Annotated in this window: 19 protein-coding genes; 15 read left to right on the top strand and 4 right to left on the bottom strand. The window is 47.0% G+C overall.

What is annotated here, in order from left to right; all coding sequences use genetic code 11:
- The 3 genes from nrdD to recQ all read right to left on the bottom strand — a co-directional run bounded on the left by nrdD (nt 1) and on the right by recQ (nt 5,112).
- The gene (gene nrdD / locus GYX26_RS01975; protein ID WP_174827838.1) at nt 1-2,142 is read right to left on the bottom strand and encodes an anaerobic ribonucleoside-triphosphate reductase; all 2,142 of its coding nucleotides are present in this window, start codon (nt 2,140-2,142) and stop codon (nt 1-3) included.
- Between the two features lie 382 nt (nt 2,143-2,524).
- Nucleotides 2,525-3,259: a DUF4184 family protein gene (locus GYX26_RS01970; protein WP_174827837.1), complete on the bottom strand. Its 735-nt coding sequence runs from the start codon at nt 3,257-3,259 to the stop codon at nt 2,525-2,527.
- Nucleotides 3,260-3,321: 62 nt separating this feature from the next.
- A complete protein-coding gene (recQ, locus tag GYX26_RS01965; RefSeq protein WP_174827836.1) occupies nt 3,322-5,112 on the bottom strand; it encodes a DNA helicase RecQ in 1,791 nt (596 codons plus the stop codon).
- A gap of 93 nt (nt 5,113-5,205) precedes the next feature.
- Here recQ and GYX26_RS01960 point away from each other — a divergent pair, with 93 nt between their 5' ends.
- The 15 genes from GYX26_RS01960 to GYX26_RS01890 all read left to right on the top strand — a co-directional run bounded on the left by GYX26_RS01960 (nt 5,206) and on the right by GYX26_RS01890 (nt 17,452).
- Nucleotides 5,206-5,652: a surface-adhesin E family protein gene (locus tag GYX26_RS01960; protein WP_174827835.1), complete on the top strand. Its 447-nt coding sequence runs from the start codon at nt 5,206-5,208 to the stop codon at nt 5,650-5,652.
- 19 nt (nt 5,653-5,671) lie between these two features.
- Nucleotides 5,672-5,995 carry a hypothetical protein gene (locus GYX26_RS01955; protein WP_100089801.1) on the top strand — a complete coding sequence of 108 codons (324 nt, stop codon included), beginning with the start codon at nt 5,672-5,674 and terminating at the stop codon, nt 5,993-5,995.
- A gap of 150 nt (nt 5,996-6,145) precedes the next feature.
- Nucleotides 6,146-8,035, top strand: coding sequence for a tRNA uridine-5-carboxymethylaminomethyl(34) synthesis enzyme MnmG (gene mnmG, locus GYX26_RS01950; RefSeq protein ID WP_174828002.1), 1,890 nt, complete (start codon nt 6,146-6,148; stop codon nt 8,033-8,035).
- Entirely contained in the window at nt 8,032-8,667 is a 636-nt protein-coding gene (rsmG, locus tag GYX26_RS01945; RefSeq protein WP_100089803.1) for a 16S rRNA (guanine(527)-N(7))-methyltransferase RsmG, read from the top strand. The genes mnmG and rsmG overlap by 4 nt, the downstream gene beginning before the upstream one ends.
- Nucleotides 8,664-9,443: a ParA family protein gene (locus GYX26_RS01940; RefSeq protein WP_100113559.1), complete on the top strand. Its 780-nt coding sequence runs from the start codon at nt 8,664-8,666 to the stop codon at nt 9,441-9,443. The genes rsmG and GYX26_RS01940 overlap by 4 nt, the downstream gene beginning before the upstream one ends.
- Before the next feature lie 72 nt (nt 9,444-9,515).
- The gene (locus GYX26_RS01935; RefSeq protein ID WP_100089805.1) at nt 9,516-10,370 is read left to right on the top strand and encodes a ParB/RepB/Spo0J family partition protein; all 855 of its coding nucleotides are present in this window, start codon (nt 9,516-9,518) and stop codon (nt 10,368-10,370) included.
- 211 nt (nt 10,371-10,581) lie between these two features.
- Nucleotides 10,582-10,914 (top strand): ATP synthase subunit I, encoded by a 333-nt coding sequence (locus tag GYX26_RS01930; protein ID WP_174827834.1) that lies wholly within the window; start codon nt 10,582-10,584, stop codon nt 10,912-10,914.
- Entirely contained in the window at nt 10,911-11,771 is an 861-nt protein-coding gene (atpB, locus tag GYX26_RS01925; RefSeq protein WP_174827833.1) for a F0F1 ATP synthase subunit A, read from the top strand. Before GYX26_RS01930 ends, atpB begins: the two co-directional genes overlap by 4 nt.
- A 52-nt stretch (nt 11,772-11,823) precedes the next feature.
- Nucleotides 11,824-12,054, top strand: coding sequence for a F0F1 ATP synthase subunit C (gene atpE / locus GYX26_RS01920; RefSeq protein WP_025331627.1), 231 nt, complete (start codon nt 11,824-11,826; stop codon nt 12,052-12,054).
- A 64-nt stretch (nt 12,055-12,118) separates the two neighbouring features.
- On the top strand, nt 12,119-12,589 hold the full coding sequence (locus GYX26_RS01915) for a F0F1 ATP synthase subunit B (protein ID WP_025331626.1): 471 nt from the start codon (nt 12,119-12,121) through the stop codon (nt 12,587-12,589).
- A gap of 4 nt (nt 12,590-12,593) precedes the next feature.
- Entirely contained in the window at nt 12,594-13,130 is a 537-nt protein-coding gene (locus tag GYX26_RS01910; RefSeq protein WP_100089808.1) for a F0F1 ATP synthase subunit delta, read from the top strand.
- A gap of 10 nt (nt 13,131-13,140) precedes the next feature.
- Nucleotides 13,141-14,688: a F0F1 ATP synthase subunit alpha gene (gene atpA, locus GYX26_RS01905; RefSeq protein WP_174827832.1), complete on the top strand. Its 1,548-nt coding sequence runs from the start codon at nt 13,141-13,143 to the stop codon at nt 14,686-14,688.
- A 24-nt stretch (nt 14,689-14,712) separates the two neighbouring features.
- Nucleotides 14,713-15,588, top strand: coding sequence for a F0F1 ATP synthase subunit gamma (atpG, locus tag GYX26_RS01900; protein WP_100089810.1), 876 nt, complete (start codon nt 14,713-14,715; stop codon nt 15,586-15,588).
- A 33-nt stretch (nt 15,589-15,621) separates the two neighbouring features.
- Nucleotides 15,622-17,019, top strand: coding sequence for a F0F1 ATP synthase subunit beta (gene atpD / locus GYX26_RS01895; protein ID WP_100100496.1), 1,398 nt, complete (start codon nt 15,622-15,624; stop codon nt 17,017-17,019).
- Nucleotides 17,020-17,029: 10 nt separating this feature from the next.
- Complete coding sequence (locus tag GYX26_RS01890) at nt 17,030-17,452, top strand: F0F1 ATP synthase subunit epsilon (RefSeq protein ID WP_100089812.1); 423 nt, start codon at nt 17,030-17,032, stop codon at nt 17,450-17,452.
- A 437-nt stretch (nt 17,453-17,889) separates the two neighbouring features.
- On the opposite strand, the gene GYX26_RS01885 is transcribed toward GYX26_RS01890, so the two are convergent.
- On the bottom strand, nt 17,890-18,360 hold the full coding sequence (locus GYX26_RS01885) for an SDR family oxidoreductase (protein WP_238791210.1): 471 nt from the start codon (nt 18,358-18,360) through the stop codon (nt 17,890-17,892).
- Between the last annotated feature and the right edge of the window lie 827 nt (nt 18,361-19,187).

Genomic DNA, 19,187 nt, shown 5'->3' with positions numbered 1-19,187 from the left:
TTACAGTGCGCCACACTGTTGGCCAAGGTGTTTGACCCGCCGTTTGACTTCTTCCTGTTTGCCCGTGTTAAATGGTCTGGCATCCGGACTGCCCAGATAGCCGCAGACACGACGGGTAACAGATACCCGTGCCGGGTCGTGGTTGCCACATTTAGGGCAGACAAAGCCTTTGCTGGTACAGGAAAATTCACCACTGAAGCCGCAATCGTAGCATTCATCGATGGGGGTATTGGTGCCGTAATAAGGCACACGGCGATAGCTGTAGTCCCATACATCTTCCAGCGCTTTGAGGTTATGTTGCAGGTTGGGATATTCACCGTAGCAGATGAAGCCGCCGCTGGCCATTTTCGGATAGGGAGCCTCGAAGTCGATTTTGTCGTACGGGTTCACTTTTTTCTCTACGTCCAAATGGAAGCTGTTGGTGTAGTAGCCTTTGTCAGTTACGCCGCTAATCACGCCGAATTCAGCGGTGTCAAGACGGCAGAAGCGATTGCACAGGTTTTCACTCGGGGTGCTGTAGAGGCTGAAGCCATAGCCGGTTTCAGCTTTCCACTGGTCGGCAGTGGTGCGCAGTTTCTGCACGATGGCAATGGCTTTCTGGCGTAAGGTTTCGCTGTCAAAGACATGGCTATCGCTACCATATAGGGCGTTGATGGTTTCATGCAGGCCAATATAGCCCAGAGAAATGGAGGCGCGGCCATTTTTAAATATCTGCGCTACTGAATCATCGGCATTCAGGCGTACGCCACAGGCACCTTCCATATACAGAATCGGCGCCACCCGTGCTTTGACGTTTTCAAAACGGGCAATGCGCGTCATCAGTGCAGTGCGACACAGTTGCAGGCGCTCATCCAGTAGTTGCCAGAAACGTGCTTCATCATGTTTGGCTTCGATGGCAATGCGCGGCAGGTTTAGGCTGATAACGCCCAGATTGTTACGCCCTTCGTGAATTTGTTCGCCATTTTCTTCGTAGACACCCAAAAAGCTGCGGCAGCCCATTGGAGTTTTGAAGGAACCGGTAACAGCCACTACCTGATCGTAGTTGAGAATATCGGGATACATGCGTTTGGAAGCACATTCCAGCGCCAGCTGCTTGATGTCATAGTTAATGTCTTCGGCTTTGTGGTTAATGCCATCTTTGATGCTGAATACCAGCTTCGGAAAAACCGCTGTCTTACCATTTTTGCCCAAGCCGGCCAGACGATTGCGCAGAATAGCGGTTTGGATCAGCCGGCTTTCCCAGCTGGTGCCCAGACCAAAGCCAAAGGTCACAAAGGGTGTCTGACCATTGGCAGTATGCAAAGTATTAACTTCATATTCCAGTGACTGGAATGCGTCGTAGCATTCTTTTTCGGTACGGTTGCGGGCATAAGCCTCAATATCGGCAATCTGCCATTCTGTTGCGACGGCAAGGTGTTTGTTGTAGCTGGCACGGACAAAGGGTGCCAGTATTTCATCGATACGGTTGATGGTGCTGCCACCGTAAATATGGCTGGCTACCTGAGCAATAATCTGTGCGGTAACGGCGGTGGCGGTGGCAATCGATTTCGGGGGTTCGATTTCGGCATTGCCCATTTTGAAACCGTTGGTAAGCATGCCGTTCAGGTCAATCAGCATACAGTTGAACATCGGGAAAAAGGGTGCGTAGTCCAAATCATGGTAATGGATTTCGCCACGTTCATGTGCCAGTACCACGTCGCGCGGTAACAGGTGCTGCTGCGCATAGTGTTTGGCTACGATACCGGCGAGTAAGTCGCGCTGAGTGGGGATGACCTTGCTGTCTTTATTAGCATTTTCATTGAGCAGGCTGAAATTAGTTTGTTCTACCAGTCCCTGAATTTCACGATTGAGACGGCCGCGCGATTCGCGTGCCACATCACGGGAGTGGCGGTACTCAATGTAGGCACGTGCCAGTTCTTTATACTGGCCAGCCATTAACTGGTCTTCCACAGCCTGCTGAATATCATGAATATCAACATATTCGCGGCTGGCAATGATGCTGGTGACGCGTGCAGCTACCTGTGTACAGTAGGCACTGTCATCAATATGTACGGCGCTGGCGGCTCGCTGTATGGCATCCTGAATTCGGGCTGCATCAAAGGGGACGCGACAGCCGTCTCTTTTAATTACAATGGGTTTCATGCTGATTATCCTTCTGCTACTACCTGCCATAACAGGCAGCAGTTACTGCTTTGCTATTAACTAATAACAATTTGCCTGATCCGGGTATTTATATATCGTAGATACTATATTTAGTATCAAAGTGCCATTGCGGTCTTTTTTTTTACTATATATGGGATTGGTGTGGTGAATAAAGCGGCATTTTTCGCTTTTATTTGACATAGCGCATCAAGTAGGGTTGACATGGCTATTTCATTTATAAAAATCATATGTTTATATAAATGAAAGGGAAGTGTAAAAAATGGTCATTTCTTGCTGGCTGGCGTAGATGCCGGTTTCCTTGGCAAAGATTGTCTGATGCCCCAATTTAAATAGAATATGCACGACTAATTACGAGTATGCTTTAAATATGGCGCTTAGCGTACTGTGTGTAGAGCGAAGTGATAGTCGTGCTAATAAACAGCGACATAATAATCGTCACTATTAGATGGCCACTGCGCAGGCAATCTGGATTGAAGCTGATGCGAATACCTGCAATCAGTAAAGCATTCACAGCAATCAGCAGCCAGTAACGATAGTTAATCTGCACAACAGGCAGGTTTGATTGGGGCATGTACAAAATAAAAGCAGCAATGCACAGCAGGCCACCGATTGAGCTGCCATGCTGTAATAGTTTGTAGACAGGCACTGGTTGCAAAAATGGCAGTGTTATTTCCTGCTGTAGCCACAGGCTGTGGCTGACAAACCAGCCGGACGGATGAGTGAATGCATCCCAGAATACATGCGACAGACTACCGAGAAATAGTGAAAAGATAACAATCAGGTAGTGCCGGCAGAAATATTGCGTCCAGTTGAATGTCAGATAAACATTAAAGCGCCGCTGTAAACTGGACGGCAGGTGTCGAATTAATGGATTGCGGATGATGAGGTGAAAAATAAAAGCCACAGTCAGGCCGGTAAGGATATTGAGTAGGCAGATACCGGTATAGGCGTGTCCATATATGCCGGACATTTTCATGCGAATATAATATTCAAAATCTGGTGACATGCTGCCAACAATCAGCCCAGTCATGGAAAACCATTTGCTGTAACGATACAAAGGCAGAATGATGGCCGGATGAGAGAGGGTAAAAGGCATGAGGAAGGCACCCTGAGAAAATAAGTTAATCAGTTAGCGGTATGAATGGCGTGTACTGGCTGCTATTGCGCCCATTCGCGGCACAGAGCCAGAATATCTGTACCAAAATTTCTGATTTTACTTTCGCCCAGTCCATAAATATGATTTAAATCAGCTAGTGTGGCAGGTGGATGCTGTACCAAATCCTGCAAGGTGCGGTCGGCAAAAATGGTATAGGCAGGTACATTATTCTCGCTGGCGCGCTCTTTACGCCAGCGGCGCAAGGTTTGCCACAGACGTTCTTCGCGTTCGGTGCGCAGCCAGATATCATTACTGCGGCTGCTGCGGGTTTTGTCATGTTTCAGTGGGCGCAACCAGACCTGCTGCTGGTTTTTTAATACTGCGCGTGCCTGTTCAGTCAGTTGCAGGGCTTGATTGGCCATATCAACGTTCAGGTAGCCGGCAGCAACACATTGTCGTACCACTGTGCGCCATTCCTTGACACTCAATTCACGGCCGATGCCAAAGGTGGATAATTGCTGATGACCATAGCGTAGTACCCACTCCGATTCACGGCCACGCAAAACATCAATCACATGGCCGGTAGCAAAACGCTGCCCCACCCGATACACGCAGGAAAGTAGTTTTTGCGCCAGTATGGTACCGTCAAATCGGCTGGGCGGGTCAATGCAGTTATCGCAATGCCCACAGGGCTGGCTGTCCTCTCCAAAATAGCGCAGCAGCAGCTGGCGGCGGCAGTCGGCAGTTTCACAAAAGGCCAGCATTGCATCTAATTTTTGCAAATCTATGCGTTTTTGTGTTTCATCCCGCTCGGCTAGCTGAATCCGTTCGCGCAGCAATACCCAGTCATTCAGGCCATAACATAGCCAGCTGGTGGCCGGTAGGCCATCACGGCCGGCACGTCCCGACTCCTGATAAAAATGTTCAATACTGGCCGGCATGTCCAGATGGGCTACAAAACGCACATCCGGCTTGTCTATACCCATGCCAAAAGCCACTGTAGCCACTACGATAATGCCGTCTTCCTGCGTAAAACGGCGTTGGTTCTGGCTGCGGGTATCCCAGTCTAGTCCGGCATGGTAGGGCAGGGCAGTTAGCCCGTTTTCCCCCAGAAAAGCAGCAATATCTTCCACACGTTTGCGCGACAGGCAGTAGACAATACCGTTCTCACCATGCATCTGGCTGCGGATAAATTGCAGTAGCTGTTTTTTACCATTATTTTTTTCAACAACCTGATAATCAATATTCGGGCGATTAAAGCTGGAAATAAATACCTGTGCATCTGTTAAATCCAGATAATGCTGAATATCGGCACGAGTGGCATTATCGGCTGTAGCAGTTAGTGCAATTCGCGGTATGCTAGGAAACTCATCCGCCAGTACGGATAACTGTTGATACTCTGGCCGAAAGTCATGCCCCCATTGACTAACGCAATGAGCCTCATCAATCGCAAACAGACTGATGCGGGTATTATGTAAAAACTGTAAAAAACGCGGCATAACCAGCCGTTCCGGAGCCACGTACAATAGCTGCAAATGTTCGGCTGCGATTTCATCGGCGATACGCTGCACTTCCTCGCCACTGGTACCACCATGCACACAGGCTGCGGCAATACCATTGATATTTAAGGCCGTCACCTGATCCTGCATCAGTGCAATCAACGGCGATACCACGATGGCGACACCATCGCGCATTAACGCCGGAATTTGATAACATAAAGACTTACCCGCGCCGGTGGGCATCAGTACCAATGCATTATTGCCCTTTGCCACGGTGTTAATAATTTCGGATTGTTGGCCGCGAAATTCCGGATAGCCGAAAACATCGTGTAAAATTTGCTCAGCATGGGTCACATAACACCTGTTACACTTAATCTGAAACGGGCATTGTACTGCAACTTACCTTTATTTCCGACAGCCACCCACCGGCTGTTGCAAGGAATTAGCATGAAAATCATTTATCTTCGTCAACTGATGGCCAGTTTGACTGTTTGTACCATACTGGCTGCATGTACAACAACCAGCGTGCCCAAAAAAGCAGATGGTAGCTGGATTGAGCTGGGCGTATCTGCCAGCGGTAATGTTCAGCATGCACTGGATAGCAACAGCATCAAACGTCAGGGCAATCTGGTTACTTTCCGTGACCGTAAAACCGTTATCGACCCGAAACAGCAGTATTACAGCAATACACCGGCCTATAAAACAGCACTGAGCACCACCCAGATTGACTGTAGCCGCAAACTGTTCCGGGTACTGGATGTAGAGCTGCTGGATGCACATGGTGAACTGATTCGTCAGGACCATTTTGGCGAAACTGATTTGCGCCCGATGGGTATTACCAGTGGTTCAGCCTCCGAGCAGCAATATCAGCGAGTATGTAGTCATCAACTCTGAATAGAGAAAGTGATCAGGCATGAAAGCAAAATATAGCTTGTGGTTATTTTTGAGTCTGGCTGTTACGGCATGGGCTGAGTCTCCTGCCGATGTAGAGCTGCTCAGTGCGCAGAAAGCCTATCAGGCTGCACTCTCAGGGCAAAGTGCCAGTCAGAACAGAGCTTTGCAACTTCAAACCCAGTTACAATCGGCACAGTTACAGCTGAAAAATGCACAGGATAATGTTACCCGTCTGCAAAGTGATTTTAATCAGGCCGATGTTCAGCGTCAGCAGGCAGATGCTGCATTGCAGGCTGCTGGAGCCAGACTGGATGCCGCATGGCAGGCCGTACACAGCCGTTAAAACAGCATACGACAACAGCAAGGTCTGTGGTAAAAATCTCTTTGCATTTTTACCGGCCTGACAAATAGCAATAGCTCGCGTAAAATAACAACCTTTTGCTTAAACGTTGTTCCGTGAAAAAACAACGTTATGGAATCAACTGTTGTCAAAATGAATTATCCGATTGAATACGATGTGATTGTGGTAGGTGGCGGCCATGCCGGTACCGAAGCCGCTCTGGCCGCCGCACGCATGGGCGCAAATACATTATTGCTTACCCACAATATCGAAACGCTGGGACAAATGTCATGCAATCCGTCTATTGGCGGCATTGGCAAAGGTCATCTGGTGCGCGAACTGGATGCACTGGGCGGAGCAATGGCATTAGCTGCCGATCACAGCGGTATTCAATTTCGGCGTCTGAATGCATCAAAAGGGCCGGCAGTACGCGCCACACGCGCGCAGGCTGACCGCATTTTATATAAAGCCGCTATCCGTTCCGTATTGGAAAGCCAGCCGAATTTGCAATTATTCCAGCAACAGGTGGAAGATATTATTGTCGAACATGGCCGTGCCGTTGGTGTGATGACATCAATGGGTGTTTCGTTCCGAGGTCGGGCGGTGGTGCTGACCGCCGGTACTTTTCTGGCCGGTAAAATTCATATTGGTCTGGAAAACTATGCTGGTGGCCGTGCCGGCGACCCAGCCGCCCAGCGGCTGTCTGGCTGCCTGAAAGAACTGAATTTACCGCAGGGACGCCTGAAAACCGGTACGCCGCCGCGGATTGATGGCCGCAGCATTGATTTCAGTCAGCTCAAAGAACAGCCTGGTGATAGTCCAGCGCCGGTATTTTCTGTGCGTGGCAGCCGTGCCATGCACCCACAGCAGATTTCCTGCTGGATTACCCATACCAATAGCCATACCCACGATATTATTCGCAGCGGCTTCGACCGCAGCCCGATGTTTACCGGCAAGATTGAAGGAGTTGGGCCACGCTACTGTCCTTCTATCGAAGACAAAATCAATCGTTTTGCCGATAAAGACAGTCACCAGATTTTTCTGGAGCCGGAAGGATTAACCACACACGAGTATTACCCTAACGGTATTTCCACCAGCCTGCCGTTTGATATCCAGCTGCAACTGGTACATTCTATGCCCGGATTACAAAATGCACATATCCTGCGTCCTGGATACGCCATAGAATATGATTACTTCGACCCGCGCAACCTCAAGGCTAGTCTAGAAACCAAAAGTGTAGCCGGTCTGTTTTTTGCAGGACAAATTAATGGTACCACCGGTTATGAAGAGGCTGCCGCACAAGGATTACTGGCCGGAGCCAATGCAGTGCTTTATACCCGTGAAGCCGAACCACTGGTGTTGCAGCGTGATCAGGCTTATTTAGGCGTACTGGTTGATGATTTGATTACCAAAGGCGTAACCGAACCCTATCGCATGTTTACCAGTCGTGCCGAATACCGCCTGCAACTGCGTGAAGATAATGCCGATATGCGATTAACCGAGCTGGGGCGGGCAGTAGGGCTGGTGGGTGATGAACAGTGGCAAATGTTCCAGCAGAAACAGGAAGCAGTAGAGCGTGAACTTCAACGCCTAAGCCATACCTGGTATACCCCACTGAATCTGCCCATGAGTGAACAGCAGCGCGTACTGGGACAGCCATTAAGTAAGGAATCCAGTCTGCTGGACATGTTGCGCCGGCCAAATGTCAGCTATGCCGCCTTAATGACTTTACCAAATGCGCAGCAGGAAACACTCAGTACAGATGCCGCAGAACAGGTAGAAATTCAGGCAAAATATCAGGGCTATATCGAACGGCAAAACGAGGAAATCAGTCACCGCCAGAATCTGGAAAAACTGAAATTGCCAGCCAGTATCGATTACACACTGGTGAAAGGCCTTTCCGCTGAAGTACAACAAAAACTGAATCAGTTCCGCCCCGAAACTGTAGGGCAGGCATCACGTATATCCGGCATCACGCCAGCAGCGGTGGCATTATTGATGGTACATCTGAAACGGGGTTTTGAGGGAGCAAAAACAGCATGAGCGACATGAAAACCATGCTGCAACAAGGTTTGCAGCAGATGAATATCAACCTGACAGTGCCACAGCAATTACAGTTGCTGGCTTTTGTAGAACTGTTAAAAAAATGGAACAGCACCTACAACCTGACTGCACTACGTAACGATCAGGATGTCATCAGCCATCATATTCTCGACAGCCTAACCCTGTTGCCCTATGTAGAACGTGCCCGTGGCCTGATTGACGTGGGTAGTGGTGGCGGCATGCCCGGAATCCCCGTGGCCATTGCCCGTCCGGATTTGCCCGTAGCCCTGCTAGACGCCAACAGCAAAAAAACCTCATTTCTACAACAGGCAGTTATCGAGCTGGGCTTAAGCAACGTACAGGTGATTACCGCACGGGTAGAAGCTATGGTGGGTGAACAGTTTGATGTCATTACCAGCCGAGCTTTTGCCGAATTAAACGACTTTGTCACCATCACCAAACAGCTAATGGCAAAAGGTGGTTACTGGGCAGCCATGAAGGGCGTGTATCCGTATGAAGAAATTGAGCGCCTGCCAGAAAATGTAGAATTGGTTCAGGTAGACAAACTCAATGTTCCCCATCTGGATGCAGAACGCCATATGGTGCTGGTACGCAAGAAAGATCATGCATGAGTGCACATATTATTGCCGTAGCCAATCAAAAGGGTGGTGTGGGTAAAACCACCACAGTCGTTAATCTGGCCGCTTCACTGGTAGAAAAAAAGTCCAGAGTCCTGATTGTTGACCTCGACCCTCAGGGCAATGCCACTACCGGTAGCGGCATTAACAAAGGCAACGTAACTAGCGGTGTTTATGCCGTATTGCTGGGCAATGAAGAAATTCACAACGCCATTATGCCCGCCCAAAATGGTGGTTTTGATGTTCTGCCGGCCAATCGAGCTCTGGCAGGTGCCGAAGTAGAGCTGGTGCAGGAACTGGCTCGCGAAATGCGCCTGAAAAACGCCCTGGCGCAGGTAGTAGGTCAATACGATTATATTATTATTGATTGCCCGCCAACATTAACCTTGCTAACCATCAATGGCCTAGTAGCGGCACGACACATCATTGTACCCATGTTGTGTGAATATTATGCTCTGGAAGGTATTTCCGACCTGATTGCCACTGTGCGTAAAATTCGTCAGGCAATCAATCCGCAACTGGATATACTAGGTATTGTCCGTACATTATATGACCCGCGCAGCCTGCTGGCCAAACAGGTAGATGAACAGCTAAGTGCCCATTTCCCGGATAAACTGTTCAGCACACCTATTCCGCGTAATATCCGTTTGGCCGAAGCACCCAGTCATGGGATGCCGGCACTGCAATATGACCCGCGTGCTACCGGTACCAAAGCTTATCTGGCACTTGCCGATGAAATTTTGGTACGTACAGCGGTGAAACAAGCATAAAATCACTTATTCAACCTAACAACAGCATCGACACAGCAGATAGTGTCAACCAACAAATTTAAAGAGTAATACATGGTAAAAGCAAAAGGTTTGGGCGCAGGATTGGATGCCTTACTCGGTTCCGGCAGTGACATCACCGGTGGAGATCGTTTAACCAGAGTAGCGATTACCGATATTATTCCCGGGCGTTACCAGCCGCGCACCCAGATTGATGATGAATCCTTGCAGGAATTGGCCGAGTCGATACGCGCGCAAGGTATTATTCAACCGATAATCGTGCGCGAAATGGGTTTGCAGCAATACGAGCTGATTGCCGGTGAGCGCCGTTGGCGCGCTGCACAACTGGCAGAGTTGCAGGAAATTCCCGTGGTTGTTAAAAGCATTTCCGATGAAGCTGCTCTGGCCATGGGGCTGATTGAAAATATTCAGCGTCAGAACCTCAACCCAATTGAAGAAGCACAAGGTTTAAAACGTCTGGTAGATGAATTCGGCCTCACCCATGATACTGTTGCCAAAGCAGTTGGCCGCAGCCGTAGCAGTATTTCCAACAGCCTGCGCTTACTTAATCTGCCTCAGCCAGTTCAGGATCTGATGTATAGCCGACAACTGGAAATGGGGCATGCACGCGCTTTATTAACCTTACCGGTTATTCAGCAGATTGATCTGGCACAAAAAGCAGCACAAAATGGCTGGTCAGTTCGGGAAGTAGAACGCCGTTGTCAGCAGGCACAGGCCAAACCGGAAACAGACGCACGTCATCCGGCTGAAAAAAGTAGCGAAATACAACAGATTGAAGCCGCACTAGAGCAGCGTTTTTCCGTACCAGTGCAGGTACAAAGCCGCAATCAGCGCAGCGGCCGGATTATTCTGCAATTTGATAATCCTGAAACATTAAGCCATATATTACAAAGATTGGGACTGGAATAAGTCTGACAAACAGAGACTAACTGCACAAAACTGTTCAGATAGGTTATCAATTCTGTCAATGTTAATGTTATAGAAATATATAGAAAAATTAATTAATTAGCTAAGGTTTATTTAACGAAATTTCACAAAATCACTTGACGATATTGTATTAGTTGATTATATTAGCGCAGCTTACCGTAGCGTTTTTTAGGGTAACAGAATGAAGTCAATCATGTTTTGGCAAACAGTCATGTTGTTTGCCGCAGTTTTTGTGTCTGCATGGTTGTGGGATTATTCTGCTATCTGGTCAGCAGTATTGGGTGGACTCAGTTATCTGATACCTACATTACTGGCGATATTAACCATTATCGCTGCAAAAAAATTACCGGCGCTATTACCTGCAACACTGTTAATGGCTGAAATCAGCAAAATCCTCATGATATGCCTGATGATGTTGCTGGTGTATATATGCTATTCTTCTGTTAACTGGTTTGCTTACCTGACAGGACTGATACTGGTCAGTCAGGCTGGATTGTTCACATTTAGAAAAAGATTGTTACTATGAGCGGCACAGAGATGACTCCGGGCGAATATATTAGCCATCACTTAATCAATTACACCCAGAAATCACCAGATTATCAGACAAATATGGTTGATTTCTCGTTTCTTAATCTGGATACCCTGTTTTTTTCCATCCTAACTGGTGTTATCGCTTCTGCCATTCTGTTTGCGGCAGCGCGACGCATGAAAGTAGGTGTACCCACCCGCTTTCAGGCGGCCATAGAATTACTGATTGAGTTTGTAGATGGTATCTGCAAGGATATGGTTCACAATGAAAAGTCCCGTAAAATCATTGCCCCGCTGGGGTTGACCGTATTTATGTGGATTCTGTTCATGAATATGATGGATCTGTTGCCAGTGGATCTGTTGCCATGGGCTTGGCAACATACCACAGGTGATCATCATGCCTATCTGCGTGTCGTGCCTACTGCAGACCTAAATACTACCATGGCCATGGCCATTTCCGTTTTGTTTTTATGTATTGTTTATAATATCAAAATCAAAGGTTTGGGTGGTTGGGTACATGAATTGTTCAGCGCACCATTTGGTAACAAGGTTTGGTTGTTCATCCCCAACTTTTTAATGAATATCATTGAATTCTTTTCCAAAACCCTCTCGCATGGTATGCGACTGTTCGGTAACATGTATGCGGGTGAAATTTTGTTTATGGTTATTGCCTTGATGGGTGGTGCCTGGGGTATGTCTGGTGCTGCTGGTGTTAGCGATGTGGTTCTCTTCATCCTGCAAATCATTGCTGGTCTGGCTTGGGCTATATTCCATATTCTGGTGATTGCCTTGCAGGCGTATCTCTTTATGGTACTGACCTTTGTTTATCTGGGTCAGGCTCACGATTCCCATTAAGGGTAGTTTATTTGTTGTAGTATTCTTTTCTTTTATTTAAGGAGTGAAGTAAATGGGTGGTTTAATCGCTATCGCTTGTGGTTTGATGATTGGTATTTCTGCCATGGGTGCCTCTATCGGTATTGGTATGCTGGGTGCAAAATACATGGAATCTTCTGCCCGTCAGCCTGAATTAATGAACTCATTGCTGGGTAAATTCTTCATTATCATGGGTATGATTGATGCTGCGTTCATTATCTCCCTGGGCGTATCATTCTTGTACTTCGCCAAAATCGGCGGCTGATAAACTTGGATTTGCTGGTTGTTAACTGTTTTAATTAATAAACACAAATTCTAAAGGTTTAATCGTGAATATCAACGCAACCCTAATTGCACAAGTGCTCGTTTTTGTCATGTTTGTGCTATTTACGATGAAATTCGTATGGCCACCCATCGTCAAAGTACTTGATGCCCGTGCCGACAAAATTGCCGAAGGTTTGGCTGCTGCCGAACGTGGAAAAAACGATTTTGCCCAGGCGGAAAAACGTGTTGCTGATATCTTGGCCGAGGGCCGCAGTCAGGTCTCCGAAATGGTGGCCAATGCGGAAAAGCGTGCCGCGCAGATTGTTGAAGATGCCAAAACACAGGCATCGGAAGAAGCTGCCCGCATCATGGCTCAGGCAAAAGCTGATGTTGAGCAGGAAGCCAATCGGGCCCGTGAAGCACTGCGTCAGCAGGTAGCAGATTTGGTTGTTAAAGGTGCCGAATCCATCCTGCGCAGCGAAGTTAATCCTTCACGTCACGCTGATTTACTGGCGAACCTGAAACAGGAGCTGTAATCCCATGGCTGAGTTCGCAACCATAGCCAGACCATATGCCAAGGCATTGTTCAGTCTGGCACAAGAACAGAATCAGATTGAGTCTTGGTTGGACGAACTGAAAACACTGGCTGAAATTATCCTGCAACCAAAAGTGCAGTTACTGATTGACGAGCCGGAATGCGAATACGCACAAAAGGCAAAAGAAATCCTGTCATTAGTCGATTTTACGCCTGCTGATGAACTGAAAAATTTCATCTTTGTGTTGGCGCAGAACAAACGCTTAACAGTTTTGCCAGAAATTTATACGTTATTCCAAGACTATGCTTTGTCCCTTAACGACATAAAAGAAGCCACCGTATATACGGCCTATCCCATTGATAAGGTGCAGTTTGCACAAGTCGTTGTGGATCTGGAAGCCCATTTCAACAGCCGGTTGAAAGCGCATCAGGTGGTTGCCCCGGAATTAATTGGTGGCGTAAAAGTAGAAGTTGGTGACCGAGTATTGGATTTGTCGGTGCAAGGCAGATTAAACAGCCTGCATGCGGCATTGATGAATTAGGAGAGTTTTCATGCAGCTTAATCCTGCTGAAATTAGCGATTTGATTAAAGCTAAAATCGCAAACCTGAACGTAGATACAGAATTACGTACCCGTGGTACCGTAATGTCTGTAACTGACGGGATTGTGCGCGTTCACGGCTTGTCAGACGTGATGCAAGGTGAAATGCTCGAGTTTCCCGGCAATACATTTGGTCTCGCCATGAACCTGGAGCGCGATTCTGTAGGTGCCGTGATTCTGGGTGAATCAGAACATATTAAAGAAGGCGACGAAGTTACCTGTACCGGTCGTATTCTGGAAGTACCGGTAGGCCGTGAGCTGGTAGGCCGTGTGGTTGATGCACTGGGTCGTCCGATTGATGGCAAAGGCCCAATCAATGCCACACACACAGCTCCGGTAGAAAAAATTGCCCCGGGTGTGATTGCACGTCAGTCTGTGGATCAGCCCATGCAAACTGGTCTGAAAGCCATTGACTCAATGGTGCCGATTGGTCGCGGCCAGCGCGAGCTGATCATTGGTGACCGTCAGACCGGTAAAACCGCCGTAGCTCTGGATGCCATTGTTAACCAGAAAGATACCGGCGTAATCTGTATTTATGTAGCTATCGGCCAGAAAGCTTCTTCCATTGCCAGCGTAGTACGCAAACTGGAAGAGCATGGTGCGATGGATCACACCATTATTGTTGCTGCTACTGCTTCTGAAGCAGCTGCTCTGCAATATATTGCCCCATATGCTGGTTGCAGCATGGGTGAATTTTTCCGTGATAACGGTGAAGATGCGCTGATTGTTTATGATGACCTGTCTAAACAGGCTGTAGCATACCGTCAGATTTCCCTGTTGTTGCGCCGTCCACCTGGCCGTGAAGCTTATCCGGGTGACGTATTCTACCTGCATTCACGTCTGCTGGAACGTGCTTCCCGCATTAATGCACATGAGGTAGAAGAGCTTACTAAGGGTGCAGTAAAAGGCAAAACCGGTTCATTAACCGCCCTGCCGATTATTGAAACTCAGGCTGGTGACGTATCTGCATTCGTACCAACCAACGTTATTTCTATTACAGACGGCCAGATATTTCTGGAAACAGATCTGTTCAACTCTGGTATCCGTCCTGCCATCAATGCCGGTATCTCTGTATCCCGTGTAGGTGGTGCAGCACAGACCAAAGTTATCAAAAAACTGGGCGGTGGTATTCGTCTGGCACTGGCTCAGTACCGCGAACTGGCTGCATTCTCACAGTTTGCTTCTGATTTGGACGAAGCAACCCGAAAACAGCTGCGTCATGGTGAAGTTGTGACAGAACTGATGAAACAGAAACAGTTCAGCACCCTGAGCACTGGTGAAATGGCGCTAACCCTGTGGGCGATAAACAACGGTTCTTATGATGATGTGCCAGTGTCAAAAGCTTTGGGCTTTGAAGCAGAGTTTTTAGGCTATGTGCGTACCCAGTGTCCGAACGTATTGCAGGACATCGATGTAACCGGTGCCTTGAGCGATGATAATGCCAAAGCATTGGACAACGCCATGAAGACCTTCAAATCGTCTTATAGCTTTCAGGCGTAAGCGTGTCATTGAAAGGAGTCTGAAATGGCAGTAGGAAAAGAGATTCTCACCAGAATTCGCAGTGTTCAGAATACCCAAAAGATCACTAAAGCGATGCAGATGGTGTCAACCTCTAAAATGCGGAAGACTCAGGAGCGGATGCGTCAGGCGCGTCCGTATGCCGATAAAATTCGTCTGGTAATGAGCCATCTGGCACAAACCCATTCCAGTCATAACATACCTTTATTGCGTAGTACTAATGATAGCAAGCGTGTTGGCTTCATTGTTATTACTACCGACAAGGGCTTGTGTGGCGGTTTGAATGCCAATATCTTGAAAGCATTTTTCAGTAAAGTGCAAGAATGCAATCAGCAGGGGCTAGATGCCGAAGTTGTGTGCCTGGGCAGCAAAGGCCTGGCAGCATGCAACCGAGTAGGTTTGAATGTCATTGCCAGTGCTGTGGGCTTGGGTGATACACCCAGAGTAGCTACATTATTGGGTCCGTTGACGGAAATTTTTCAGCGTTACGCCGAAGGTAAACTGGATGCAATTTATCTGGTTTATGCCGGCTTTATCAATACCATGCGTCAGGAAGCACGTCTGGAAACACTATTGCCAATCGGGCAGAATGTTCTGGATCAAGTACCCGAAAGCAAGGAATACGGCTGGGAATACGTGTACGAACCTTCACCACAGCAGGTGTTGGAATTTTTAGTCCGCCGTTATTTAGAGTCTGTGGTTTATCAGGCCTTATCTGAAAACATGGCTGCCGAACAGGCCGCGCGTATGGTAGCGATGAAAGCAGCTACCGATAATGCGAGCAATGCCATTAAAGAATTGCGTCTGGTGTATAACAAATCGCGTCAGGCAGCGATTACCACAGAGTTGTCAGAAATTGTGGCCGGTGCTGCTGCTGTTTAAGCAGTACGGGTCAAATAAACTTAGGATGCGATAATGAGCCAAGGCAAAATCGTACAAATCATTGGTGCGGTAGTGGACGTTGAATTCCCACATGACTCCATTCCCAATGTGTATGACGCTCTTAAACTGGTTGATACTGATTTAACTCTCGAAGTTGAACAGTTACTGGGTGATGGTATCGTGCGTACCATTCCCATGGGTACTTCCGATGGTCTGAAACGCGGTATGGCCGTGGTCAATACTGGCGCCCCGATTACTGTTCCAGTAGGTACAGCCACTCTGGGTCGGATTATGGACGTTCTGGGTCATCCAGTTGATGAAGCTGGTGAAATTCAAACCAGCACCACCCGTTCCATTCACCAGCAGGCACCAAAATTTGATGAGCTTTCCAGCTCTACCGAATTGCTGGAAACCGGTATTAAAGTGATTGACCTGCTATGCCCGTTTGCTAAAGGTGGTAAAGTCGGTCTGTTTGGCGGTGCCGGTGTAGGTAAAACCGTGAACATGATGGAACTGATTAACAACATTGCCAAAGCACACAGCGGTTTGTCTGTGTTTGCCGGTGTAGGTGAGCGTACTCGTGAAGGTAACGACTTCTATCACGAGATGAAAGACTCAAACGTACTGGACAAAGTGGCAATGGTGTATGGTCAGATGAACGAACCACCAGGTAACCGTTTACGCGTGGCATTAACTGGTCTGACCATGGCGGAATATTTCCGTGATGAAAAAGACGAAAATGGTAAAGGCCGCGATGTATTGTTGTTTATCGACAACATTTACCGTTATACACTGGCCGGTACCGAAGTATCAGCACTGTTAGGCCGTATGCCGTCTGCTGTGGGTTATCAGCCAACATTGGCCGAAGAAATGGGTCGTTTGCAGGAGCGTATTGCTTCTACCAAAACCGGTTCCATTACTTCTATTCAGGCCGTATACGTACCTGCGGATGACTTGACCGACCCGTCTCCGGCAACAACGTTTGCCCACTTGGATGCGACCGTGGTGTTGAGCCGTGATATTGCTTCTTTAGGTATCTATCCGGCGGTAGACCCACTGGATTCCACTTCACGTCAGCTTGACCCAGCAGTAATTGGTCAGGAGCACTACGACGTTGCACGTGGAGTGCAGACTACTCTGCAAAAATACAAAGAGCTGAATGATATTATTGCAATTCTGGGTATGGACGAATTGTCTGATGAAGACAAGCTGACCGTAAACCGCGCACGTAAAATTCAGCGCTTTTTATCACAGCCTTTCCACGTGGCCGAAGTGTTTACTGGTGCACCGGGTAAATACGTATCCCTGCGTGATACTATTGCTGGCTTTAAAGCAATTCTGAATGGTGAATACGATCACCTGCCGGAACAGGCTTTCTACATGGTAGGCAATATCGAAGAAGCTGCTGAAAAAGCGAAAACCCTAAACTAAGGAGCGCTTGATGAGTACCATGCAAGTGGAAGTGGTGAGTAATGAAGAGAACATCTATTCTGGAGAGGCCAGTTTTATTGTTGTGCCAACTCTGGAAGGTGAGCTGGGTATTTATCCTCGCCATGAACCCATTATGAGCCTGGTGCGTCCTGGTGCCCTGCGTTTGACAGTTCCTGGCCAGAAAGAAGAAATTCTGGTGGCGGTATCAGGCGGTGTTCTGGAAGTGCAACCGAATAAGCTAACACTTTTAGCAGATGTGGCCGTTCGCAGTGAAGAAATGGATCAGCAACGTGCCGAAGAAGCTAAAAAAGCAGCCGAATCCGGTATCCATGAGGCCAAAGATGATGTTTCTCTGGCCAAAGCACATGTGGCTTTAGCTGCGGCAATAGCCCAACTGAAAACGCTGGATTACCTGCGCACACATCGAAAATAAACAGCCATAATAGTAGCCACCAAACTGGCTTGGTTACTATAAGGAAATGTTTAAAAAGCCCGGCAGATTGTCCGGGCTTTTCTACATGTGGGAAAATATAATGGCACAGCACAAATTAATGTTTGATATCAGCGATGACCAATGCGAGAATCAAGCTTCAATTTTCGTAAATGGTGTTGCACTACAGCGATTAAAACCAAAATTCAGTGCTGACCAATCTATCAGAAATTTCAGCTGATATATAATTAAACATATTGCAGAATTTAATCATCTGCATATCTTTAAATATGCGGGTTAATTAAAATTTAATGGGCTATTAAGCATATTTCTAGAATTAATCGCCCAACAGGCTTTTAAGTTTCACATTCCCGCAAAGTAAAAGCTATATCCGCTCGTGCAGGCTGGGAATGCGACTGCTATTTGCTTCCCTTGCCTAGTTACACCTGTTTGGTTGGGTAGATGATAGTCAGCTCAGAGATATTGGTATCTTCTGGCTGTTCTATAGCAAAGTTTACAACACGGGCAATAGCATCAGGGCTAATGCCTACCTGTTTATAGAGTTCGGTCATACTTTGCAAGACTGTAGTATCAGTGATGCTCTGCAACAGTTCAGTATTAATCGCTGCCGGATACAGAGTAGTGGTGCGGATGTTAATTTGTTCGGTAGCACTTTCCTGCCGGATAACTTGCATCAGGTTGCGTACCGCAAATTTAGTGGCACTATAAACCCAACAATCCATAAAGCTTTTGATGCCGGCAATAGAGGATGTGGTAATGATATGACCAGATTTCTGCTTGATGAAAATCGGCATTACCGCCGCTATACCATTAAGTACCCCTTTCAGATTGACATCAATCATATCATTCCATTGTTGTGTATGCAGGCCACTAATGCGGGAATTAGGCATAATTTCCGCAAAGCCATGGCTCTTTACCGCCATTGTAGTCTGGAGCAACCTCGCCCGATTGAGGATAAACCGCTCTTTCAGTCTATGCTGGATAATGCCAATCTGATTATTACAGCATGAAATGATGGTAGGCTAGTTGGCATGGCTCGCTGTATAACGAATTTTGTGTATGTGACTTATCTGGCCGATATTGCAGTGAATGACTGTTGTCAGAGGCAGAGTATGGACAAGCAGTTGATTAGGGAAATTCAGAAAAAATACTGGTGCTAATACCAAAATAATATCAATTGCGGCACCGTAGGTGGTGGATTATTATGACCATATTTGCTTTGTTGCTCATCTATGAGCATGGATTTTAAATAAACTGCTCCAGTAAATAGTCTCTAGTTATTAGTACTTTGTATAAATTGATATACAAAAGTAACCATTTTTTCTTGTAATTACTCTCCTAAAAAGTTGTATGAATCAGTGTAGCCTATTCAGATTCTTCTAAAGGGATTTTATGTCTATTAGAAATATCAAGTTTGTGAATTTGCCGAAGATAAGTTTAATCCTGAATTTAATAAATTAAATTTTTACAAAAGGCCCATACTTAACATGAACTGAAATAGCTTTGGATAAATAATAATTATATTTAAAGTGGCAATTAATCAGAATGCGACACTACAGAAACGACAATACCAAATAAAGCGCTTTATTTCTTTATTTAAAGTGCGACTGATACAGAAAAAGCCGAAAAACCGATACTAAATGGAGTCAAAAGCAGCCGGTAATGACTATGGCGAAAGAAAAAGCGCGAAGATAAAAGGCAAAGGGGGGTAAAAAGT

Origin of the sequence: Snodgrassella sp. ESL0253, assembly GCF_013344965.1 — a bacterium.
GTDB classification, from domain to species: domain Bacteria; phylum Pseudomonadota; class Gammaproteobacteria; order Burkholderiales; family Neisseriaceae; genus Snodgrassella; species Snodgrassella alvi_B.
Note: the sequence above shows the minus strand (reverse complement) of the source record. Positions and strands in the feature narration are given on the sequence as shown.